The sequence below is a fragment of the Sedimentitalea sp. genome, assembly GCF_039973035.1.
Classification (GTDB): Bacteria; Pseudomonadota; Alphaproteobacteria; order Rhodobacterales; family Rhodobacteraceae; genus Sedimentitalea.
The window spans coordinates 1-21,835 of the sequence record NZ_JBDWLR010000054.1 but is presented as its reverse complement, the minus strand read 5'-3'; the positions used below and the strand labels follow the sequence as shown (position 1 = coordinate 21,835).

The 21,835-nt window shown below is 59.7% G+C and carries 24 protein-coding genes and 1 other RNA gene; 15 read left to right on the top strand and 10 right to left on the bottom strand.

All coding sequences use genetic code 11. From position 1 onward, the window contains the following. The first annotated feature begins 39 nt into the window (after window positions 1-39). The 3 genes from ABJO75_RS13310 (at window position 40) to rnpB (ending at window position 1,871) form a co-directional block, all read left to right on the top strand. Window positions 40-774 carry a hypothetical protein gene (locus ABJO75_RS13310; RefSeq protein WP_348124010.1) on the top strand — a complete coding sequence of 245 codons (735 nt, stop codon included), beginning with the start codon at window positions 40-42 and terminating at the stop codon, window positions 772-774. Then, window positions 771-1,457: an N-acetylmuramoyl-L-alanine amidase gene (locus ABJO75_RS13305; protein ID WP_348124008.1), complete on the top strand. Its 687-nt coding sequence runs from the start codon at window positions 771-773 to the stop codon at window positions 1,455-1,457. The genes ABJO75_RS13310 and ABJO75_RS13305 overlap by 4 nt, the downstream gene beginning before the upstream one ends. An 11-nt stretch (window positions 1,458-1,468) precedes the next feature. Further along, window positions 1,469-1,871: RNase P RNA component class A (rnpB, locus tag ABJO75_RS13300), an RNA gene on the top strand. 6 nt (window positions 1,872-1,877) lie between these two features. On the opposite strand, the gene ABJO75_RS13295 is transcribed toward rnpB, so the two are convergent. Continuing rightward, window positions 1,878-2,006, bottom strand: a complete 129-nt coding sequence (locus ABJO75_RS13295; protein ID WP_348124006.1) for a hypothetical protein — start codon at window positions 2,004-2,006, stop codon at window positions 1,878-1,880. Window positions 2,007-2,216: 210 nt separating this feature from the next. Between ABJO75_RS13295 and rpmG the strand changes: the two genes are divergently transcribed. After that, window positions 2,217-2,384, top strand: a complete 168-nt coding sequence (gene rpmG, locus ABJO75_RS13290) for a 50S ribosomal protein L33 (RefSeq protein ID WP_058275626.1) — start codon at window positions 2,217-2,219, stop codon at window positions 2,382-2,384. 303 nt (window positions 2,385-2,687) lie between these two features. Continuing rightward, window positions 2,688-2,942, top strand: coding sequence for a GNAT family N-acetyltransferase (locus tag ABJO75_RS13285; RefSeq protein ID WP_348124004.1), 255 nt, complete (start codon window positions 2,688-2,690; stop codon window positions 2,940-2,942). Between the two features lie 120 nt (window positions 2,943-3,062). On the opposite strand, the gene ABJO75_RS13280 is transcribed toward ABJO75_RS13285, so the two are convergent. The 3 genes from ABJO75_RS13280 to ABJO75_RS13270 all read right to left on the bottom strand — a co-directional run bounded on the left by ABJO75_RS13280 (window position 3,063) and on the right by ABJO75_RS13270 (window position 4,614). Next, window positions 3,063-3,371 carry a DUF1272 domain-containing protein gene (locus tag ABJO75_RS13280; protein ID WP_348124002.1) on the bottom strand — a complete coding sequence of 103 codons (309 nt, stop codon included), beginning with the start codon at window positions 3,369-3,371 and terminating at the stop codon, window positions 3,063-3,065. A 69-nt stretch (window positions 3,372-3,440) separates the two neighbouring features. Continuing rightward, the gene (locus ABJO75_RS13275) at window positions 3,441-4,223 is read right to left on the bottom strand and encodes a Bax inhibitor-1/YccA family protein (protein ID WP_348124000.1); all 783 of its coding nucleotides are present in this window, start codon (window positions 4,221-4,223) and stop codon (window positions 3,441-3,443) included. A 181-nt stretch (window positions 4,224-4,404) separates the two neighbouring features. After that, window positions 4,405-4,614: a DUF1127 domain-containing protein gene (locus ABJO75_RS13270; RefSeq protein ID WP_348123998.1), complete on the bottom strand. Its 210-nt coding sequence runs from the start codon at window positions 4,612-4,614 to the stop codon at window positions 4,405-4,407. Window positions 4,615-4,735: 121 nt separating this feature from the next. Here ABJO75_RS13270 and ABJO75_RS13265 point away from each other — a divergent pair, with 121 nt between their 5' ends. Then, on the top strand, window positions 4,736-5,620 hold the full coding sequence (locus ABJO75_RS13265; RefSeq protein WP_348124053.1) for a LysR family transcriptional regulator: 885 nt from the start codon (window positions 4,736-4,738) through the stop codon (window positions 5,618-5,620). Here the strand turns inward: ABJO75_RS13265 and ABJO75_RS13260 are convergent. Then, window positions 5,617-6,582: an NADPH:quinone oxidoreductase family protein gene (locus ABJO75_RS13260; RefSeq protein ID WP_348123996.1), complete on the bottom strand. Its 966-nt coding sequence runs from the start codon at window positions 6,580-6,582 to the stop codon at window positions 5,617-5,619. The genes ABJO75_RS13265 and ABJO75_RS13260 overlap by 4 nt on opposite strands. Before the next feature lie 340 nt (window positions 6,583-6,922). Here ABJO75_RS13260 and ABJO75_RS13255 point away from each other — a divergent pair, with 340 nt between their 5' ends. The 3 genes from ABJO75_RS13255 (at window position 6,923) to ABJO75_RS13245 (ending at window position 9,605) form a co-directional block, all read left to right on the top strand. Then, window positions 6,923-7,294: a helix-turn-helix transcriptional regulator gene (locus ABJO75_RS13255; RefSeq protein WP_348123994.1), complete on the top strand. Its 372-nt coding sequence runs from the start codon at window positions 6,923-6,925 to the stop codon at window positions 7,292-7,294. Window positions 7,295-7,346: 52 nt separating this feature from the next. Next, window positions 7,347-8,147: a histidinol-phosphatase gene (gene hisN / locus ABJO75_RS13250; protein ID WP_348123992.1), complete on the top strand. Its 801-nt coding sequence runs from the start codon at window positions 7,347-7,349 to the stop codon at window positions 8,145-8,147. A gap of 117 nt (window positions 8,148-8,264) precedes the next feature. Further along, window positions 8,265-9,605 (top strand): 8-oxoguanine deaminase, encoded by a 1,341-nt coding sequence (locus ABJO75_RS13245; protein WP_348123990.1) that lies wholly within the window; start codon window positions 8,265-8,267, stop codon window positions 9,603-9,605. A gap of 9 nt (window positions 9,606-9,614) precedes the next feature. Here the strand turns inward: ABJO75_RS13245 and guaD are convergent, their stop codons facing one another. Continuing rightward, window positions 9,615-10,898 carry a guanine deaminase gene (gene guaD, locus ABJO75_RS13240; protein ID WP_348123988.1) on the bottom strand — a complete coding sequence of 428 codons (1,284 nt, stop codon included), beginning with the start codon at window positions 10,896-10,898 and terminating at the stop codon, window positions 9,615-9,617. Between the two features lie 133 nt (window positions 10,899-11,031). Here guaD and mgtE point away from each other — a divergent pair, with 133 nt between their 5' ends. The 6 genes from mgtE to ABJO75_RS13210 all read left to right on the top strand — a co-directional run bounded on the left by mgtE (window position 11,032) and on the right by ABJO75_RS13210 (window position 17,153). Next, the gene (gene mgtE, locus ABJO75_RS13235; protein ID WP_348123987.1) at window positions 11,032-12,426 is read left to right on the top strand and encodes a magnesium transporter; all 1,395 of its coding nucleotides are present in this window, start codon (window positions 11,032-11,034) and stop codon (window positions 12,424-12,426) included. Next, complete coding sequence (locus tag ABJO75_RS13230; protein ID WP_348123985.1) at window positions 12,423-12,986, top strand: 5-formyltetrahydrofolate cyclo-ligase; 564 nt, start codon at window positions 12,423-12,425, stop codon at window positions 12,984-12,986. Before mgtE ends, ABJO75_RS13230 begins: the two co-directional genes overlap by 4 nt. Window positions 12,987-13,068: 82 nt before the next feature. Then, window positions 13,069-13,488: a globin domain-containing protein gene (locus ABJO75_RS13225; protein WP_348123983.1), complete on the top strand. Its 420-nt coding sequence runs from the start codon at window positions 13,069-13,071 to the stop codon at window positions 13,486-13,488. A 117-nt stretch (window positions 13,489-13,605) separates the two neighbouring features. Continuing rightward, window positions 13,606-14,418: a TIGR00282 family metallophosphoesterase gene (locus tag ABJO75_RS13220; RefSeq protein WP_348123981.1), complete on the top strand. Its 813-nt coding sequence runs from the start codon at window positions 13,606-13,608 to the stop codon at window positions 14,416-14,418. Then, window positions 14,415-15,344 carry a DMT family transporter gene (locus ABJO75_RS13215; RefSeq protein ID WP_348123979.1) on the top strand — a complete coding sequence of 310 codons (930 nt, stop codon included), beginning with the start codon at window positions 14,415-14,417 and terminating at the stop codon, window positions 15,342-15,344. Before ABJO75_RS13220 ends, ABJO75_RS13215 begins: the two co-directional genes overlap by 4 nt. A 30-nt stretch (window positions 15,345-15,374) precedes the next feature. Beyond that, a complete protein-coding gene (locus ABJO75_RS13210) occupies window positions 15,375-17,153 on the top strand; it encodes an SLC13 family permease (RefSeq protein WP_348123977.1) in 1,779 nt (592 codons plus the stop codon). Here the strand turns inward: ABJO75_RS13210 and ABJO75_RS13205 are convergent. The 4 genes from ABJO75_RS13205 to ABJO75_RS13190 all read right to left on the bottom strand — a co-directional run. Next, window positions 17,150-18,802, bottom strand: coding sequence for an FAD-binding dehydrogenase (locus ABJO75_RS13205; RefSeq protein WP_348123975.1), 1,653 nt, complete (start codon window positions 18,800-18,802; stop codon window positions 17,150-17,152). The two genes, ABJO75_RS13210 and ABJO75_RS13205, sit on opposite strands and share 4 nt — an antisense overlap. A 73-nt stretch (window positions 18,803-18,875) precedes the next feature. Beyond that, window positions 18,876-19,610 carry a glutamine amidotransferase gene (locus tag ABJO75_RS13200; RefSeq protein WP_348123974.1) on the bottom strand — a complete coding sequence of 245 codons (735 nt, stop codon included), beginning with the start codon at window positions 19,608-19,610 and terminating at the stop codon, window positions 18,876-18,878. A 9-nt stretch (window positions 19,611-19,619) separates the two neighbouring features. Then, window positions 19,620-21,398 carry an SLC13 family permease gene (locus ABJO75_RS13195; protein WP_348123972.1) on the bottom strand — a complete coding sequence of 593 codons (1,779 nt, stop codon included), beginning with the start codon at window positions 21,396-21,398 and terminating at the stop codon, window positions 19,620-19,622. A gap of 309 nt (window positions 21,399-21,707) precedes the next feature. Continuing rightward, window positions 21,708-21,835: transposase (locus ABJO75_RS13190; protein WP_333483634.1), on the bottom strand; the 128-nt coding region annotated here is incomplete at its 5' end.

Below are 21,835 nucleotides of genomic sequence, written 5' to 3'. Positions count from 1 at the left end.
GACCGGCGCCAGAAAAACATCAACGGCAGGACAGCAGCGATGCATTCGGTGGCCCGTATTCCCCTCTATCTGGGGCTTTCCCTAGGACTGATCTCGGCCTGCGCCCCGCAGGTTCCTGACAGTGGTGCAACATACAATGCACGCGAGGCCGAGTTGGCCAGCGGTGTCGCAAGCGCCGAACGCCTGGCACCGCCACAGGCCGTGACGAGTCAGCCGCTGTCTCCGTTGGGGTCACCTGTGCCGCCGGGACCCGTAACTGGTGCTCCGGTGGGAACACCCGAAGGTATCGCCGCAGAGACGGCTGCCGTATTGGCCTCAAGCTCTGCCGTTGGAACCGCACCCGCGATCGCACCTGTGGCCCCGGCACCGGTGATTGCAAGCAGCGGCCTGTCGGTAGAGAATGATTTTTCCGCCGTTTCGGAAAATCGCTCGATTCAGGGCGACGCGGCGTTGATTGCTGAAAACAGCGCTCAGTATCAGGTGATCCAACCAACTGCATTGCCCTCGCGCAGCAGCGGATCGCAGCCCAACATCGTCGCCTATGCGCTGAGCAGCAGTCACCCCAAAGGCACACGTATCTACAGCCGCAGCGGGATCAATCTGCAGGGGCGGGCCGAGCGGAATTGCGCCAATTTCCCATCCTCGGATCTTGCGCAGATTGAGTTCCTCTCCAAAGGCGGCCCGGATCGTGATCGCGCCGGGTTGGACCCGGATGGGGATGGCTATGCCTGTGGGTGGGACCCGGCCCCGTTTCGCAAGGCCCAGAACGGGTGAGCGATCGACCGGCACCAAAGTGGTTGCCGTCGCCGAATTTCGGGCCGCGTCGTGGAGACTTGCAGCCAGATCTCATCGTGATTCACTTTACTGCCATGGCCAGCGCAGAGGCTGCGCTGGAGCGCCTGTGTGATGCGGAGGCCGAGGTCTCTGCACATTACTTGATCGGCGGCAATGGAACGCTCTGGCAACTCGTCGAGGAAGAGATGCGGGCCTGGCATGCCGGGGCCGGAAGCTGGCAGGGCAGGGATGATATAAACTCTCGCTCCATTGGCATTGAACTGGACAATACCGGCGCCCACCCGTTTGCCGAGCCGCAGATGTCTGCGCTTGAGGCCTTGCTGCGCGAGGTGATGGCACGCTGGTCGATACCGGCCACTGGAGTAATCGGGCATTCCGACATGGCTCCTGCCCGCAAATATGATCCCGGTGCACGGTTTGATTGGGCCCGCCTCGCGGGGCAGGGTCTGGCGGTCTGGCCTGAAACGCCGTCACAACCCGGCGACTTTGCCAGGGACGCAGCGCAGTTTGGCTATCCGGAGGCTGAAGAGGCCGAGATTCTGGCCGCATTCCGGGCACGGTTTCGCCCCGGCGCCGATGGACCCATTGATGATGTCGACCGCAGTGTCATGGCCGATCTCGCGCGTCGCTTTGGCGTTGACCGGAGGCAGCACAACGCCTAGAGCGCAGAGGCGCGGAGGGCCGGATGGCCGCTGGCGCCTTCGGGCGCGAGAGGAAAGTCCGGACTCCACAAGGCAACGGTGCCGGGTAATGCCCGGGCGGGGTAACCCGACGGATAGCGCCACAGAAACAAACCGCCTCGGTGAAACCCGGGGTAAGGATGAAACGGTGGGGTAAGAGCCCACCGCGCCGCTGGCAACAGGGGCGGCTAGGCAAGCCCCACCGGGAGCAATGCCAAATAGGACCCCCGCGCGGGCTGGTCCCGGCAACGGGATACCGCCGCTAGGCACGCGTTGGCCAAGAGGGGTCGGGTTGGCAGCTTGAGGCCCGCAGCAATGTCGGCCCTAGAGGAATGGTCATCTACCGGCGGGGCAACCTGTCGGGGACAAAATCCGGCTTACAGGCCCTCCGCGCATAACCTTCTAGTTCGGACTGATCAGGGATGTTGGGGTGGCTTCATCGGTTGGCGCGGATCGCTCGGCGGCCAATTGGGTGGCGGCGATAACGGCACCGCAAAGGATCACGATAACGGCAAAGGGGGGAATACGCATAAACAGCTCCACTCATACAAAACAACAAGGTCTTCAAAAACAATGGCGTTCTAGCGTCTGGTGAGGTCCGTGTAAAGATTTCGCAACGCTATCGGCGGGTTTTGGCAAAACACCTGTTGACTCGGGCCACATCGCGGGTAAAAGCGCACGCTCAGATAGATTTTCCGAGAGGTCCGCTTGGGGCTGGCCTTTCGTTGCAGGAGAGATACCATGGCGAAGCCGACCACAATCAAAATCCGCCTGAACTCGACCGCAGGCACGGGCCACTTTTATGTCACCAAAAAGAACGCCCGCACCATGACCGAGAAGATGATCGTTCGCAAATACGATCCGGTTGCCCGCAAGCATGTCGAGTACAAGGAAGGCAAAATCAAGTAAGCCTTTTCGCAATCGCGAAATCGATATGGGCTGCGCCGGGGCGTGGCCCTTTTTCGTTTGCGCAGCATATCCGGCAGAACCGCGCGAGAACCGGCGGTCATGTCCAGCACCGTACCCAGCCTGCGCACGTCGACGATCGCTGATCTGGCAGTGGTTGATGCGCTGTTGTCACGCGCCTATCCCAAGCTGTTATAGGTGGACTATCCTCCGTCCGTTCTGGTGCCCGCATAGCCATTGATCAGCCGGGCGCAGCCGGTTCTGTTGCGGTCAGGCAGCCACTATGTTCCTGAGCTGGAGGGACACATGATCGTCGGTGCCGGTGGCTGGACGCGCGACAAGGTTCACCACCAGAGGGCCCACGTCCGGCATGTTGTCATCGATCACAGGTTGCGACGCCGAGGGATCGCACGGGCCGTGATCCGACACAGCCTGAACGCGGCTGAGTGGCAGGGCATCACCGAAATGGCGTGTTGGTCGACCCTGACCGCCGAGCCGTTATATGCCTCAATGGGCTTTGTATCCGAACGCCCAATGGAGGTCCCCTGTGGCCTGACATAGGCTTTTCCTCGTTGCGAATGCGCTTGATGATGGTTGCTTGCGCGACAGGCCAGTAGTTCCTAGCGCCGCGGAGCCGGTGTCTGACGGCCGTAGGAATGAGCCATTTCGATACCCAGACACTCACCGCTCGGTTGGCGGAACATCTTTCAGCTTGTCAGACAGGGTGCGGCGCTCGGCGGGTGTCCACTTGTTGTGGCGGCGTGTGGTCGAGGCGGGGTGCTTGCCCAGTCCAGTCGTCGGGCGCCAGCTGGTCTTTGGCCGGATCGGGCGCGGCACCAGATTGCCCCCGCAATTGGGGCACACGTTTTCCAGAACCGATTCTGCGCAGGTTACGCAGTAGGTGCATTCATATGTACAGATGCAGGCTTCGGTCGACTCTGGCGGCAAGTCGCAATCGCAGATTTCGCAATTCGGGCGGAGTTCCAGCATATGATTTCGTACCATGCAAAAAGGGCCGGTCACAAGGACCGGCCCTTTGTTGTTCGGGATGTTCCGCGTTTACTCGCGATTGCCGAGCAGTTGCAGCAGGAACATGAACATGTTGATAAAGTCGAGATACAGGCTCAGTGCGCCCATTATCGCGGCCTTGCCCAGCCACTCGCTGTCGCCGGAATGCGCCATCTGCAGGTAGGTGGTCTTGATCTTCTGGGTGTCATAGGCGGTCAGGCCGGCAAAGATCAGAACGCCGAGGATCGAGATGGCGAAGGCCATCGCAGGCATCGGCCAGAAGATGTTGACGATGGAGGCGACGATCAGACCGATCACGCCCATGATCAGGAAGCTGCCCCAGCCCGAGATGTCTTTCTTAGTGGTATAGCCCCAGAGCGACAGACCGGCGAATGCGACGGCGGTAATCAGGAAGACCTGAATGATCGAGAAACCGGTGAAGACCAGAAAGATCGAGCTGAGCGAGACGCCCATCACTGCAGCAAAGGCGTAGAACACGATCTGTGCAGTCGCGGCGGACATCCGGTTGATGCCAGCGCTAAAGCCAAAAACGAAGGCGAGAGGCGCAAACATCACGACCCATTTCAGGGGCGACGTATAAAGCGCGGCACCAAGCCCGGTCAGATATTTGTCCGCACCGATCTGGTATTCCGTCGGCACATCGCTGACTGCGAGCCCGGCCAACGCCCAGGCGGCGGCAAAGGTGATCAACATGCCTACGGACATCGTGCCGTAGACTTTGTTCATATGCGCGCGCAGGCCTTCGTCGATAGCCGCAGTGCGCACACCGGCGGCGGTCCGGCCCGTCATGTGACTCGTGTCGAATTCAGCCATTCAAGGTCTCCGTTCATATTAAAAGGGGCCGCCAGATAAGTCTGACAGCGTTCCTCTTGAATATTGTATCCGCAGCAGCTTTTTTCAAGTGAATCCGTCAGGTTCGTGCACTAAATTCGGCCGAATGACCGACCGCGACGGCGATTTCTTACCGTCGCGATCTGAGTGCGACGAAATTCGGTCAGCAGCGCCAGCTTTCCGGGGCATCCCAGATCGGGCGGCGCGCTTCGGTCTCGGCCTCTTTACGGGTCAGCCCGATGTCTTGCAGAGCGGTATCGTTCAAGCGGGCAAGGGCCCGACGCTGGCGCCAGAGGTCGTAACGGCGAGTCATGCGATTGATCAGAGGCTGACGATTCGGCCGCGCGTGACTGGGAACAGAGATATAAGTCATTATCGTTGTCCTTTCAGTAAAGGCGATGGGTTCTCGCCGTTTAATCAACTGTCTTGATATATGCTGCTATGTCAGTCATGATGAAAGCCAATATTTGTTGCGTGAAACATCAAGGAATGTGATATTGCGAAATCTCGACATCACGACGCTCCGCTCTTTTGTGGCCGTTGCCGATTCTGGCGGTGTGACGCGGGCGGCCGGGGTTCTGAACCTCACCCAATCCGCCGTTTCGATGCAGCTCAAGCGGCTCGAAGAACTGTTGGGGCTTGAGCTGCTTGATAGGACCGGGCGCACCATCGCGCTGACGGCATCGGGCGAACAGTTACTGGCCTATGCTCGTCGTATGGTGGCGTTGAACGACGAGTTGATCACGCGCCTGACGGATCAGGCGTTTGAAGGCGAAATCGTTCTGGGGGTGCCGCATGACATCGTTTACCCGGCGATTCCCCGAGTGTTGCAGCAGTTCAATGCAAGCTATCCCAGAGTGAAGGTGCAACTTGTCACCGCCAACACGCGCAATCTGAAAGACCGGTTTGAGCGTGGGGAATGCGACATGATTCTCACGACCGAGCCGGACAAGACCCCCGGTGCGGAAATGGTTGCGGCGATTCCGCTGGTCTGGGTGGGGGCGCCGGGCGGCGTGGCTTGGCGCAAACGGCCGGTCGAGTTGGCACAAGGGCGCAGCTGCATTTTCCGGCCCATTGTGCTGAGCGCGTTCGAAACGGCCGGAATTGAATGGAACGTGGCGCTGGACAGCGATTCTGATCGCACAATCGAGGCAACCGTAGCTGCAGACCTTGCCGTGATGGCAATGCTTGACGGAACGCAGCCACCGCATGTGGAGGTGATCAATCATGGCAGCGCCCTGCCGCCGCTGCCCATGCACTATATCAACTTCTACGGCGGCGACCGGGAGGGTGGCGAAGTGTCCGAGACACTTGCGAATCTCTTGCGCGTGACGTTTGCCGACATGAAGCCACGCGCGAGACTCAAGGCGGCGGTTTAGATTTCCGTCGGACGAACGATGACCTTGCCCGTCGATTTGCGGGTGCGCAGCAGCTCCATGCCCTCGGCAACCTTTGACAAAGGTAGGGTATTGCTGATGTGGGGGTGGAGATTGCCGGCGCTGTGCCAGTCGATGAGCTGTCGGAAACTGTCGCGGACAAGATCGGGCCGGAATTTCATATAGCCGCCAATGTAAAAGCCGAGAACAGAGAGATTCTTGACCAGCAGGTGGTTAGCGGGGATTTTTGGCACGTCGCCGCTGGCAAATCCGATGGGAAGCAGCCGCCCTTCGGGATTGCAGGCCCGAAACGCGGCCTTGAACGCGTCACCGCCGACAGCATCATAGACGACATCGGCACCACCAAGCGCCAATACGCGCTCGCGCAGGTCTTCGGCATCATCAACCAGATGGTCCGCGCCTGCCGCACGCGCAACCTCCAGCTTGTCCGCGCCGCGCGCATGGGCAATCACTGTGGCCCCCATCAGCCTGCCGATTTCGACCGCAGTCAGGCCGACACCTCCGGCGGCGCCGGTCACAAGGAGAGTCTCGCCCGGTTGCAATCTGGCACGGTGCGCCAGCGCCATGTGGCTGGTCCCATAGGCGATCTGCAGGGCGGCGGCGTCTTCAAAGCTCATGGTATCGGGAATCAGGGTCGCACGCGCGGCCTCGAACACCCCGAATTCGGCCAAACCTCCCTGTCCTGAGAAGACCGCGACGCGATCACCGACTGAGAGATTGTCAACCGAATCGCCCGTTTTCGCGATGATTCCGGACAATTCCATCCCAAGTGTAAACGGTGCGTCCGGAATATCCTGATACGTGCCCTTTTGTATGAGCAGGTCCGCAAAATTCAATCCGCAGGCCATGATGCGAACCTGGATTTGGCTGGATCCAGGGGGCGGTACCGCGATCTCTGCGAGTTTGGCGTCACCCCCTTTGGTTGCTATCTGATAGGCGAGCATATCAAAATCCTTGTATTTGCGAAGGTTTAAGGTGATTGTCTCAGACAAGTTAAACGTGTCGTGCCAAGAGTTCGATAGTCGGCTGTGGTTGATGACACTCTGCCTATATGGTGAGAAAAACTGTTTCCAAACAGGCACAAATACAACCTTACGCAGAGATATTTTCCCGCTTTCCGGGAGTTGCCCACCTTGAATTCAACTCAAAAGCCCGTAGTATCTGCATCGTGTAGTACTTCGGGTCTAGCCAGAGTGGGTTTTCGCGGATTGACTGAATACAGTCGTTCCGTTGGAGTTCAGCGGTCGAGCTCGAGTGTTAATTAGTTTTGCAAAGGAGAAAAGTATGACTCACCCTGTAGATGTGCATGTTGGAAAGCGCGTGCGTCACCGTCGATGGCTGATCGGAATGACACAGCAGCAACTGGCCGAACAGGTCGGAATCAAGTTCCAACAGATCCAGAAGTACGAAACCGGTGCCAACCGTGTCAGTGCTTCCCGTCTCTGGGATATTGCCGACGCGCTTGATGTGCCCGTAAGCTTCTTTTTTGAAGGCCTCGAAGACGCCGACAGACCCGAGGGTGAAAAGTCGATGGTGCCGGCTGATCTGATGGGGGACAAAGAGGCGCTCGACCTTGTGCGGTCCTATTATGCCATTCCAGAGAACCAGCGTCGCCGGCTCTTTGAATTGGCGCGAGTGCTCAGCGACGTCGCCTGAGCCCGTTGCGGCAACGCTTGCAATTCCCGTGGAGGACTGGCAGTCGCCTGTTATGACCTCTGCGATACTTACAGATCTTGCTCTTGCGCATCTGCTTGCAGATGCGGCGCGTGTGGAAATTCTCCCGCACTTCAGACAACCTGGGTTGTTGGCGCAGAACAAGGAAGCCGCAGGGTTTGATCCGGTTACAGTTGCAGATCGCTCGGCTGAAAAGGCGATGCGCGACTTGCTGACTGAACATCGGCCGCAGGATGGTATTTGGGGGGAAGAGTTCGGGCGCCAGAAAGGCACGTCCGGGCGAGAGTGGGTGCTGGACCCAATTGATGGCACACGCGGATTTATCAGTGGCACACCAACCTGGGGTGTTCTGATTGCGCTGTCGGACCAGAACGGTCCGACACTTGGCCTCATTGATCAACCCTATACCCAAGAGCGTTTTGTCGGCGGTCCCGAAATCGCCGAGCTTATAGGGCCATTTGGCACAGTGCCAATGGTGACAAGACCCACCGAAACGCTGGAACAGGCAATCCTGTTTACCACATATCCCGAAGTCGGCAGCCCAACCGAACGCGCGGCGTTTGAAACCGTTGCGTCACAGGTGAAACTCGCCCGCTATGGCATGGATTGCTATGCCTATGCATTGCTCGCTGCCGGTCAGATTGATCTGGTGATCGAAGCTGGACTCAACGCCTATGATATCCAGGCCCCAATCGCCGTGGTTCGGGCTGCAGGCGGCATAGTCACCGATTGGCATGGAAAACCGGCGCATCTGGGCGGGCGGGCATTGGCTGCGGCCAATCCTGCGATCCACGCCGCCGCACTGGAACTGCTCGCGCCCACCGCCAAGGGTTGAGCCGCAGCGCGTCTGCCGCTAAAAGGACATTAGCGCCAAGTCCTTTGCCCGTTTTCTGTTGGCGCATGTTCACACTTCTCATCCGAACCGGGCCAAACCTGAAGTGTGGAGACGAATATGTCTGAAATCCTGATCAAAAATGCCGATACCATGCTAACCATGGACGACGCGCGCCGGGAACTTGCCGGTGCCGATATCCTGATCCGCGACGGGGTGATCGCCGAGATCGGCCAGAACCTTTGCACCAGCGGGACTGTCCAGTCAGCCTCGGGATGTGTTGTGACACCGGGGTTGGTCAATACGCATCATCACCTGTACCAGACCCTGACACGAGCGGTTCCGGGTGGGCAAGACGCGCTGCTTTTTGGGTGGCTCAAGACGCTCTACCCGATCTGGGCGCGGTTTGGCCCTGAAGAAATGTTTGTGTCCGCGCAAATCGGTCTGGCGGAACTCGCGCTGTCCGGATGTACGCTGTCCTCGGACCATCTCTATCTTTATCCCAATGGCGCACGACTGGACGATACGATTGCCGCCGCTGCCGAACTTGGTCTGCGGTTCCATCCGACGCGCGGAGCGATGAGCATCGGCGAGAGCGATGGAGGCTTACCACCAGATTCGCTGGTCGAGCGTGAAGCCGCGATTCTTGAGGATTGTATCCGGGTCATCGACGCGCACCACGACGCGGGCGAGGGGGCGATGTGCCGCGTTGGCATTGCGCCCTGTTCGCCTTTTTCAGTCAGCCGGGATCTCATGCGCGAGGCGGCGCTGCTGGCGCGGGACAAGGGCGTGATGCTGCATACCCATCTCGCGGAAAACGATGAAGACATTGCCTATTCCCAAGCCAATTTCGGCTGTCGGCCGGGACAATACGCCGAGGATTTGGGGTGGACCGGACCAGATGTCTGGCACGCGCATTGCGTCAAACTGGATGGTGAAGAGATCGATCTGTTTGCGCGCTCGCGCACGGGCGTTGCCCATTGCCCTTGCTCGAACTGCCGATTGGGCAGCGGGATCGCACCGGTCCGCGCGATGCGGGATGCGGGCGTTCCGGTCGGTCTGGGCGTCGATGGCTCTGCCAGCAACGACGCCGGGAACATCATCTCCGAAGCGCGCCTGTCCATGTTGCTGCAAAGGGTGTCGCGTGGGGCCGACGCGATGAGCGCGCGTGAGGCGCTGGAGATCGCCACACGCGGCGGCGCAGATGTTGTTGGTCGGCCTGATTGTGGGCGACTTGCCGTCGGCAAACGGGCGGACATTGCGATCTGGGATACGACCGGTGTGGAAAGTGCAGGGAGCTGGGCCCCGGCGGCGCTCTTGCTGGCAGGGCCGACGCGGGTCAGGGACCTGTTTGTCGAAGGCCGGCAGGTTGTTGCAGACGGACAGATCGCGACACTGGACCTGACCACCGTGATCCAGCGCCAGAACGCGCTCGCAAAACAGATCGCCGTGGCGCTCTGAGCGCAGGCACTATTGTTGTTTGCCGCCGATCCAGACCTCGTGAATGGCGCGATCATCGCCCATCATGATGGTGGCAAACAGTGCCTCCCAGATATCGTTGGCACAGGCGGTTCTCTGGGCGATGGCAGGTGTTGAGGCCAGATCAAGAACGATCAGATCGGCCTCGCGCCCCGCGACGACGTTGCCAATCTGGTCCTGCATGTGCAGCGCTTGCGCCGATCCGACCGTTGCCAGCCACAAAAGCTGTGCGGCGTGCAGTGGGACGCCGCGCAACTGGCCGATTTCATAAGCCGCCGCCATCGTGCGCAGCATGGAAAACGATGACCCTCCGCCGGTATCCGTGGCCAGCCCGATGCGATGGCCGTCTTTCATCAGGCCCATCATGTCAAACAGGCCAGAGCCGATGAAAGTGTTGGAGGTCGGGCAATGAACCAGCGCTGCCCCCATCTCGCTCAGGCGTGCACGTTCGCGATCTTCGAGATGGATCGCATGGCCATAAAGCCCACGCTCGCCAAGCAATCCGTGTGCCTCGTAAGTATCAAGATAATCGCGCGCGTCGGGGAACAAGTCGCGGACCCAGGCGATTTCGTCCACCTGTTCGCTGAGATGGGTCTGCATCAGACAATCCGGATGCTCGGCCCAGAGCGCGCCCATGGCATCAAGCTGTTCCGGTGTTGATGTCGGTGAAAAGCGAGGGGTGATCGCATATGAGAGCCTGTCAATCCCGTGCCAACGCTCCAGTAGCGCCTTGGATTGATCATAGGCGGTTTGCGGGGTGTCACGCAGCCCTTCGGGCGCGTTCCTGTCCATACAGGTCTTGCCAGTCATGACCCGCTGATTGCGACGCTGCGCCTCGGCAAAGAACGCCTCGACGCTCTCTGGATGGATGGTGGCAAAGCTGCACATGGTTGTGGTGCCGTGGGCGGTTGTGAGGTCCAGATAGCGCGCCGCAATCTCGGCCGCATACCCGGCGTCACAAAACCGCATCTCCTCGGGAAACGTATAGGTATTCAGCCAGTCGATCAGCCGTTTTCCCCAGCTCGCGATCATCGCGGTTTGCGGAAAGTGTACATGGGCGTCCACAAAGCCAGCCATGATGACCCGGTCACCATGATCGATCACCGTGGCCTGCGGGGTATCCGCACAAAGCCTGTCAGACGGGCCGACCGCGACGATATGACCATCGCGCAACGCCACGGCCTCCTCGATGCGGGCAGAGTCGGTTGGATCGCCTTCAAAAGGCGTGCCGGAGAAGGATAAGACCTGTCCCTTCAGGATCACGGTTTCGGCCATTGACAGCTCCCTAAGCATCGCTGAATACGAAGAAGCAGCCTAGCGAGCAGATTCACCTGCGTAAATCATCGCATTGTCATTGTTTTCCATTAGCAGCTTCTTTTAATTTGACGCCAATTGAAGGGGGCAGAGCATGACCACCACCGATGACAAGGCGGAAGCCGACGACCATCGCGAAGACGATGCCTATCTGCTGGATCGGAGCGCCGTCGCTGCGATCCTCGATGCCGTAGACGTTGGCAATCAGACCCTCCTGACCGAACTGATGGAACCGCTGCACGCGGCGGACATCGCCGACCTTCTGGAACAGATTGGTCATGCGGAACGCGAAAGCCTGATCCGGCTTTACGATCATGAATTTGATGGCGACATCCTCTCAGAACTGGATGAGAGCATCCGCGAGGACGTGATTTCGATCCTAGCGCCACATGTTCTGGCGGATGCGGTGCGTGATCTCGAAAGCGATGACGTCGTCGACTTGATCGAGGATCTGGAGGAACCACAGCAAGAGGCCATTCTGGACGCGCTTGCCGAGACTGACCGTCTCGCCGTCAAGCAGGCGATGTCCTATCCCGAAGGGTCCGCCGGTCGCCTGATGCAACGCGAGGTGGTGATGGCGCCCGAACACTGGAATGTCGGGCAAGCCATCGATTACATGCGCAGCAATGAACACATGCCGGATCAGTTCTATCATGTCATTCTGGTTGATCCGCGTCTGCATCCCGTTGGCAATGTAACGCTGGGCAAACTGATGGGTACGCGTCGCGAAGTGCCGCTTGTCGATATCACCGAAGAGATGTTTCACGTCATTCCTGTGACGCAGGACGAGGAAGACGTCGCCTATGCGTTCAACCAGTATCATCTGATTTCGACGCCGGTTGTGGATGACGAAGGGCGTCTGGCTGGCATGATCACCATTGATGACGCGATGGCGGTGCTGGACGAAGAACACGAAGAAGACATCTTGCGGCTTGCCGGTGTCGGCGACGAAAGCTCGCTGTCTGACAGCGTCGCTGAAACGGTCAAGCGACGGTTACCGTGGTTGGCCGTAAATCTGCTGACCGCGATCCTGGCCTCACTCGTGATCGCCTTGTTTGAGGACACCTTGTCGAGATTCGTCGCGCTGGCGGTCCTGATGCCGATTGTTGCCTCAATGGGAGGCAACGCGGGCACACAGTCGTTGACCGTTGCGGTGCGTTCACTTGCGACCCGCGACCTCACCGGTTCAAACGTCTGGCGGGTGATCCGGCGCGAGGTGTTGGTGGGCCTGCTGAATGGTCTGGTCTTTGCTGTGACCATGGGCGTTGTCGGCGTGATCTGGTTCGGATCCCCGCAGATTGGGTATGTGATTGCCGTTGCCATGGTGATTAATCTGGTCGTCGCCGGGTTGGCAGGCACCGTGATTCCGGTCGCTATGGACAAGATGGGGGTCGACCCGGCGTTGGCATCAGGCACCTTTGTGACAACGGTTACTGATGTCGTGGGCTTCTTTGTATTTCTTGGTCTGGCTGGAATGGTGCTGCTATGACCGATCTTGCCGCGATCAAGGGAGCCGCGCGCAAGGCGGCATTCGCCCGGCGCAAGGCGGCGTTTGAACGGGCAAGCGGGGCAGGGGCGGGCCTGCTGTCCGAATTGCTTGCAGGGTACCGCGGCGTTGCGCTGTCGGGCTATCTGCCGATCCGCACCGAGATTGATCCGCTGCCCGCGATGGCCGAGGCGGCAGCCCACGGCCCTGTCGGGCTCCCGGTGATCGAGGGCCCTGACCTGCCGCTGCGCTTCAGCCGGTGGGAACCTGACATGCCATTGCGCGCGAACGGTTTTGGCACGCAGGTTCCCGAACACGACGATTTTTTTGAACCTGAAATGCTCATCGTTCCCTTGGTTGCGTTTGACGCTGCGGGCGGGCGGCTGGGATATGGCGGGGGCTTTTATGACCGAACCCTTGAACAGTTGCGCGCCAAACGCGCCACGCTGGCCATCGGTTTCGCCTTTGATGCGCAGGAGGCAGAAAACCTGCCGCTGGAAGCGACCGATCAGCCGCTGGACTTTCTTGTGACAGAAAGCCGGGTCCTGACGTTCAGGGACTGATCGGCGCAAACACGGGGTCAGATCAAATTTCGCGCGTCCTTGCCGTGATACCTTGGCTGCATATCGCAGAGAGGAAGACGTCATGGTATTATCAGAAACCGAACTGGATATGGTGTGCAGCAGTCTGGAGCGTTTGCAGATCGATTTCAGTGGCCATCCACAGTATTTCTATCAATCCCTGTTTCGCCACGCGCCCGAATTGCGCGAGATGTTTCGCGAGGACCTCGAAGGGCAGGGGATGAAGTTCATGACCACGCTCTCCGTCATCGTTTCACGTCTGAACGACGATGCAGGCAGCGCGGAACAATATCTTGGTCTGGGCAAGCTGCACGCGACCCTTGGCATACAGCGCGCCCATTTCGTACCGATGGGCGAAGCGTTGATGGACACATTGCGCGTGGGGCTGGGGGATGGTTTTACCCCGGAACTGGAGGCGGCATGGCGCAAGGCTTATGACCATGTGTCCAGCACCATGATCCGTCGTGGGGCCATCGGCGCGTAGCACCGGATTTGTGCCAAGAAAAATCTGAGGAGGCCGTAAGAACAATCGGTCAGGCGATCCCTGAATATGGCGCGCAACTCTCTTGCCCTTGTCTCTCTCGCAGCCTAGGACAGCGGCATGAGAATATTGTTTTTGGGCGATGTGATGGGCCGGTCTGGACGGGCCGCTGTTACGACGCATCTGGCGCGGCTGCGCGATGAATGGCGGTTGGATTTTGTCGTGGTCAACGGCGAAAACTCCACCAACGGCATGGGCCTGTCGGGCGATCATGCCAAGCTTTTGCTTGATGCTGGGGCCGATTGTGTAACGCTGGGCGATCACGCGTTCGATCAAAAGGACATGCTGCAATTCATCGAACGTGAGCCCCGCGTCATCCGCCCATTGAACTTTGCCAAAAACGCGCCGGGCAAAGGGTATCGTGTCTTTTCGGCTCCCGGTGGGCGCAAGGTGCTGGTGCTTCAGGTGCTGGGGCAGGTGTTCATGAAACGCCCGTTTGACGATCCGTTCTCGGCGGTCGAACCGATCCTGAAATCGCACCCGCGTGGCGGGCTTGCTCATGCGGTGATCGTCGACATGCACTGCGAGGCGACTTCTGAAAAGATGGCGATGGGGCATTACTGCGACGGGCGCGCAAGCCTTGTTGTGGGAACGCATACCCATGTGCCGACGGCGGATGCGCAGGTCTTGCCGGGTGGAACCGGGTATCTGAGTGATGCCGGGATGTGCGGCGACTATAATTCGGTGATCGGCATGGACAAGGCAGAGCCGCTGCGCCGTTTCATCACCGGTATGCCCAAGGCCCGGTTCAGCCCGGCCGCGGGCGAGGCCACCCTCTCAGGTGTATTTGTCGAAACCGATGACCGCACCGGCGCCGCCAAATCCATACGGATGATCCGGGTCGGAGGGCGGCTGCAAGAGGCCACCCCGTGACACGTCGCGAGCGGATCATGCTCCTAGCGTTCCTTGTGGTTCTGGGCGCCGGATGGGGGATAACGCAGCCGCTCTCCAAAATTGCCGTCAGTACAGGCCACGGGCATTTCGGCCTGATTTTCTGGCAGTTGGTGATCGGTGCGCTGCTGATAGGCGTCGTAATACTGCTGCGTCGCGATCACTTGCCGATCACGGCAGCAACGCTCCGCGTATTTGTCATCATTACGCTGGTTGGTACCATCATCCCCAATTCTGCGTCCTACAAGGCGGTTGTGCATATTCCGGCCGGGGTGATGTCGGTGCTGTTGTCTCTGGTGCCTCTCGTCGCCTTTCCGATGGCGTTGGGCTTGGGGCTTGAGCAGTTCTCGTTTCGACGATTTGGTGGGTTGCTCTTGGGCTTGGCAGGCGTCGCTCTGCTGGTGCTGCCGGATACCAGCTTGCCAGAGCCCGGTTTGCTGAAATGGGTGGCCGTGGCGATGATCGCAGCTGCTTGCTATGCGTTCGAAGGCAACTTTGTCGCCCGATGGGGGATCGCGGGCATGAACCCGATGCAGGTGATGTTCGGCGCGTCCCTCGTGGGGGCAATGCTCAGCCTGCCGCTCGCCCTGGGGACGGGCCAGTTCATTAACCCGCTACGGCCATGGGACGAGGCGGAATGGGCCTTGTTGGCATCGTCGATCGTACATGCGGTGACATACACGGGCTACGTCTGGCTGGTGGGGCGTGCGGGATCGGTTTTTGCGGTTCAGGTCAGCTATCTGGTCACTGGGTTCGGTGTGTTCTGGGCCATGTTGCTGCTAGGAGAAAGCTATTCGCCCTATTTCTGGGCAGCAGCGGCGTTGATGCTGGTCGGGGTCTTTGCGGTGCAACCGCGCCGACAACAGCCTCTTGCGCCTGACGTGGCAATGAAGGAGACTGTGCGCTAGCCAATTGCAGTGCCGGGTCCATCGCAAAACATGCAGCTATTTCAGCTTTCTGACACCGGCAGCGCCGTCCTGACTCTGCTCATCGTGGCGGCGATGTTCGTCCTTTTCCTGCGCGAGGCTTTCCCGACCGAGGTCGTGGCCATCGCGGGCGTTGCAACGATGCTTGTAACGGGCGTTCTTCCTTATCAGGCGGCGTTGCCGGTGCTGGCCAACCCCGCTCCCTGGACGATTGCTGCGATGTTCATCATCATGGGCGCGCTTGTGCGGACCGGCGCGCTGGATGCTTTTACCTCGCTGGCGCAACGGCAGGCCAGCGTGAACCCGCGTTTTGCGATCGGCCTGCTGATGGCGTTTGTGGTTTTGGCTTCGGCATTCGTGTCCAACACGCCTGTGGTCGTGGTCATGATCCCGGTGTTTATCCAACTCGCGCGAACGCTCGACCTTGCCGCCAGCAAGCTCTTGATACCGCTCAGCTATGCGGCGGTCATGGGCGGAACGCTGACGTTGATCGGAACCTCGACCAATCTGCTGGTCGATGGTGTCGCGCGGGCGCAGGGGCTTGAGCCATTTACGATATTTGAGGTGACGCCACTGGGACTGGCCGTTGTCATCTGGGGCATGATCTATCTGCGCTTTGTCGGCGCCAAACTGCTGCCGGTGCGCGATAGCATGGCGATGATGCTGTCAGACCGGTCGCGGATGAAGTTCTTTACCGAGGCGGTCATTCCTCCAGACAGCAACCTGATCGGGCGCGAAGTCACGGGCGTGCAATTGTTCAAACGCGACGGCGTGCGTCTGGTTGACGTGGTGCGCGGCGATGTCTCGCTTCGGCGCAATCTCAAAGGGGTTGAATTGCAGGTCGGTGACCGCGTGGTGCTGCGCACACAAATGACCGAACTTCTGAGCTTGCAGAATAATAAGGAACTGAAACGGGTTGATCAGGTCTCTGCGGTAGAGACATCAACAGTCGAGGTTCTGATCACCCCCGGTTGCAAGATGGTCGGGCGGACGCTGGGCACCTTGCGTCTGCGCCGTCGCTACGGTGTTTATGTGCTGGCCGTGCATCGGCGTAATCAGAATATCGGACGGCAGCTTGACGATCTTGTGGTGCGGGTGGGGGATACGCTGCTGCTCGAAGGCGCTCCGGGAGATATTCAGCGGTTGGCTTCGGACATGGAGATGGTTGACGTCTCGCAACCCTCTGCCCGTGCCTTTCGCCGCAACCATGCGCCGATCGCCATCATCGCACTTGTCGGTATCGTGCTTCTGGCGGCTCTGGGCCTCGCTCCGATCCTCTACCTGTCGATCGTCGCCGTCGCGATTGTGCTGATCACGGGCTGTATCGATGCGGACGAGGCGTTTTCCTTTATTGACGGGCGTTTGTTGGCGCTGATCTTTTCCATGCTTGCGATTGGCGCGGCGCTGGAAAGCTCGGGTGCAGTTAGCATGATCGTGAACGCAATCGCCCCGACCTTGCAAATGTTGCCACCGTTCCTCGTGATCTGGGCGATCTATTTGCTGACGTCTGTTCTGACAGAACTTGTGTCCAACAACGCCGTTGCTGTTGTCGTGACACCAATTGCCATCGGGCTAGCAAGCGCCATGGGGATTGATCCGCGACCCTTGGTCGTTGCGGTGATGATCGCGGCCTCAGCCTCGTTTGCAACCCCGATCGGATATCAGACCAATATGCTGGTCTACGGCCCCGGTGGTTACAAGTTTACAGACTTCATGCGGGTCGGCATCCCGTTGAACCTGTCAATCGGGGTTCTGGCCTCAGCCTTGATCCCGCTGCTCTGGCCGCTTTAGGCGACCGAGTCCGAGCGCCCGGCATTCCGACCGGAAAAGATGCAACCACCCAGAAACGTGCCTTCCAGCGCGTTGTAACCGTGATAACCGCCGCCGCCAAAGCCAGCGACCTCTCCGGCCGCGAAAAGGCCCGGCACGACCTCGCCATCAGCGCCAATTGCGCGGCTGTCCAAATCGGTTTGCAGACCACCCAAGGTCTTGCGGGTCAGGATATGCAGGCGAACCGCGATCAACGGACCATTCGCCGGGTCAAGGAACTTGTGCGGCTTGGCCGTGCGGATCAGACGGTCGCCCCGGTAATTGCGCGCGGCATGGATCGCCATCATCTGGGCGTCCTTGCTGAACGGGTTGTCGACTTGCAAATCGCGGGCGGCGATCTGGGCCTGCAACCCGGCCTCGTCAATCAGCGATGTGCCTGTAACGCGGTTCATCCCCGCCACCAGTTCGCCCAGCGTATCGGCGACGACAAAATCCTCGCCGTGCTGCTTGAACGCTTCTACGGGGCCGGTCGCCTTGGCCCCGGCCAGTATCCGTTGGCGGATCACTTCGGACCATTTTGCCGAGGTGAAATCGGGGTTCTGTTCCGACCCCGAAAGCGCGAATTCCTTCTTGATCACCTTTTGGGTCAGGACGAACCAGCTGTAGTCAAACCCGGTCTTGAGAATCTCGCGCAGCGTGGCCAAGGTGTCAAAGCCCGGCAGGCAAGGAGGGGCGAGCCTGTTGCCTCGGGCGTCAAACCACATCGACGACGGACCCGGCAGGATCCGGATACCGTGATCCGGCCAGATCGGATCCCAGTTCTTGACGCCCTCGGTATAGTGCCACATGCGGTCGCCATTGATGACATGGCCGCCGGCGGCTTCGGTAATCGCGATCATCCGGCCATCCACATGTGCCGGGACCCCTCTGATCATGGTCGCGGGCGGCTCGCCCAGCCGATCCCGGGGCCAGACCTTGCGCACCAGATCAAAGTTCCCGCCAATCCCGCCAGAGGTGACGATCACCGACGGCGCGTGCAATTCAAAATTGCCGATCACATCGCGATTGGTACTTTGACCCCGCTCTGCGCTGTCCTCTGCGAGGATTTCGCCCGCGACGCCTTTGGCAGCGCCATTTTCCATGATGATGCCGCTGACCTGATGACGGAATTTCATCTCTATTAGGCCGTTTGCAACATGCTCGCGCACGCGGCGTTCAAACTGTTCCATCACGCCGGGACCGGTGCCCCACGTGATGTGAAAGCGTGGTACCGAATTGCCGTGGCCGGTGGCAAAGCTGCCCCCGCGTTCAGCCCAGCCGACGACTGGAAACCACCGCAGTCCCATACCATGCAGCCACGACCGCATGTCTCCGGCGGCGAAATCGACATAGGCCTCGGCCCATTTACGCGGCCAGGCATCCTCGGTCCGGTCAAACCCAGCGCTGCCCGCCCAGTCACTCGTGGCGAGCTCGCGGCTGTCCTTGATCCCCATGCGCCGCTGTTCGGGGGTATCGACCATGAATAGCCCGCCAAGCGACCAGAATGCCTGACCACCCAGAAATCTCTCGGGTTCCTGATCCAGTAGGATCACTTTCTTGCCGCGATCTCCCAATTCCGCAGCTGCCGCCAGCCCGGCCAGACCACCACCGACGATGATTGCATCCGCCATGCAAGACCTCCCCCTGTTTTCAGCAGCCTAGGGGTGGTCGAGGTGACGCGCAATGGCGCAGCAGGTGACAGGATCAGCCGTACCGTTCGGCGAAACGGCGCAGGATTTCACCTGGAACGGTTACCTGCGCGGCGTGGCAGGTATTGATCAACTCGTCGGCTTGTTCGGGCGGGAAATACCCGTGGTTGCGATAAACATGGATACGGCGTTCAAAGTCGCGCGCGTCTGCCTCGGGGTGAAACTGCGTCGCATAGACGTTGGTGCCATAGCGGATCATCTGGATCGGGCAGGGGGCGGATGCGATTAGATGAACACAGCCCGGCGGCAGCGCCTGCACCGCCTCCTTGTGGCCGACAAACGCTTGGAATTGGTCTGGCAGGCCACTGGTCAATGGATCGTCTGTCGCCTCTGACGTCAGGCTGCAATCAGAGGGGCCAACAGGCTCACCATACCGCGCCTTGCTGACGTCGCCGCCAAGATGATGCGCGAGGATCCCAAGCCCGTAACAACAGCCCATGAATGGGTGATCGCGTTCAGTAATGTTCGGCATCAATGCCAAGATTTGCGCCTCGATCCGCGCGTCCATTTCGGATTTCACCTCTGGCGCATCACTCACGCAACCCGGTCCGCCACCGACGACAACCCCGGCATAGTCGGTGACATCCAGCTCCGTGGGCAGCGCCTGACAATCCAGCCTCACCCGATGCGCGCGATCCTGTGTCAGTCCGCACTTGTCCAGAATCGCGGCAAATTCATCATCGGCGGCGTCGGTTTCGGGGCGCAGTTGCAGGATCAGAAAGCGTTTCATCATGATCGCCTAGAGCGCAAGAGGCCAGAACACAAGGATTGCCGGGATAGAGACCGCGATGATGATAATCTCCAGCGGTAGTCCCATGCGCCAGTAGTCACCAAACTGATAACCACCGGGGCCGAGAATCAGCGTGTTGTTCTTGTGTCCGATCGGGGTCAGGAACGCTGCCGATGCGGCTACGGCCACTGCCATCAGGAACGGATCGGGCGACACCCCAAGGGTTTGCGCCATTTGGATGCCCACCGGTGCGGCGACGATGGTTGTCGCCGTGTTGTTCAGAACGTCCGACAAGGTCATGGTCACGACCATCAAGACCGTCAGGACCGCCCAGGTCGGCAGGCCCTCCGTGAGATCGGTCAATGCCCCAGCGATGAGTTCTGTGCCGCCCGATGTCTCCAGCGCCGAACCCAGCGGGATCATCGACCCCAGCAAGACCACCACCGGCCATTCGATATGGTCATAGATCTCGCGGATCGGCAGGATGCGGGTCAGCACATAGGAAATGACCACAAGACCCAGGGCGATCGGCAAATAGAGCAGACCAAAACTTGCCGCGGCAACGGCGGCGGCGAACAGTCCGATGGCCAACCAGACCTTTTCATTTGCGGTCACGTTCAGGCCCCGCGCCGCGAGAGGCAGGCAACCCAGCCACTCGGTCACGTCGGCACCATGATCCCGCGGGCACAGCAGCAACAGGATGTCACCGGGCAGTATTTCAGTCTGCCGCACATGTCGGGTGATCCGGGAACCCTGTCGCGACACGCCCATCAAGATCGTACTCTGCCGCCATGACAGACCAACGCCCTGCGCGGTCTTGCCGGCGATCCGGGCGGTCTCGGGCACCACGACCTCGATGACCTCCAGCCCTTCGTTATCGGCGGTGAGCATTTCCTGCCGCTTTGTGTCAGAAAAATCGAGCTTTAACGCCGACCTGAATTCGTCGAGCGCTTCGGGTCTCGCCTCAAGGACCAAGGTGTCTTCCGCCGCAAGCAAGGCGTTGGCGGCACGGCCATAGCACCGCTTGCCATTGCGGATCAGCCCGATGATGGCGACATCCGACTTTTCCGCCGTCTCATAAAGTTCCGCCAGCCGTTTGCCGATATGTTCGGAATCCGGCGGCACGGTCAGTTCGGCGACATAATCCGCCAGACTCTCAGCACCGCCTGTGTCACTGTCCCGGTTCGGGATCAGACGCCAGCCAAACAGCGCGACAAAGGCAAGTCCCGCAATTGCAGCCACGCCACCGACAGGGGCAAAATCGAACATCCGGAACGGCTCACCCAGCGATTCCTGCCGGATTGCCGCGATGATGATGTTGGGCGGGGTGCCGATCAGCGTCACCATGCCCCCAAGGATGGTGGCAAAGGCCAGGGGCATCAGCGACAGGCCCGGATTGCGTTTGGCCTTGCGCGCGGTCTGGATATCGACAGGCATCAGCAGGGCGAGTGCCGCAACGTTGTTCATGAAGGCTGACAGAACCGCCCCGATCCCGCCCATCAGTGCGATATGCCCGCCAAGGGCGCGGCTGCTGTCAACCAACGTGCGGGTAATCAGGAATACCGCGCCGGAGCGCACCAGCCCGGCGGATACGATCAGAACCAGCGCCACCACCAAGGTGGCCGGATGCCCAAAGCCAGAAAACGCGTCATCCACCGGAACCACGCCTAGAACGACGCCTGCCATCAACGCCGAAAATGCCACCAGATCATAACGGAATTTCCCCCAGAGAAGCAGGGCAAAGACACCGCCAAACAAGGCGAAAAGGATGATCTGGTCGGTGGTCATTTGCGGAACTGCCCAATTGAACTGGTATTGCGCAAAGCCTATCGCAGGAACGAGCGGGGGGCAAAGCCGCTGTTCCAGTCACTGCCGGACGACCCTGCGCGTGAAACTTGCGCGATGGATTGCGATGCATCCCAGATGCAGAAACCTATAGTCCAGCTTGCTTCTATGGTAGCTGACGTACATTGCTCGGTCGGCGAATGGAAAAGTCGCGGACGAAGCTGCCGTTCGCTGCAAGCGGACCAATGTCGGGTTCGGTGAGCCTTTCAACAAACGATCCTTTTTGAACGCTGCCGAGATTAGGGTCAGGACTCATAGCCAATAGATGACGGTTGCCGCTAGCGCGATTGCGGAGAGGAAGACCTTCGGGCACCTGTCGTATCGGGTCGCGACCCGTCTCCAATCTTTCAACCTGCCGAACATGATCTCGATGCGATTGC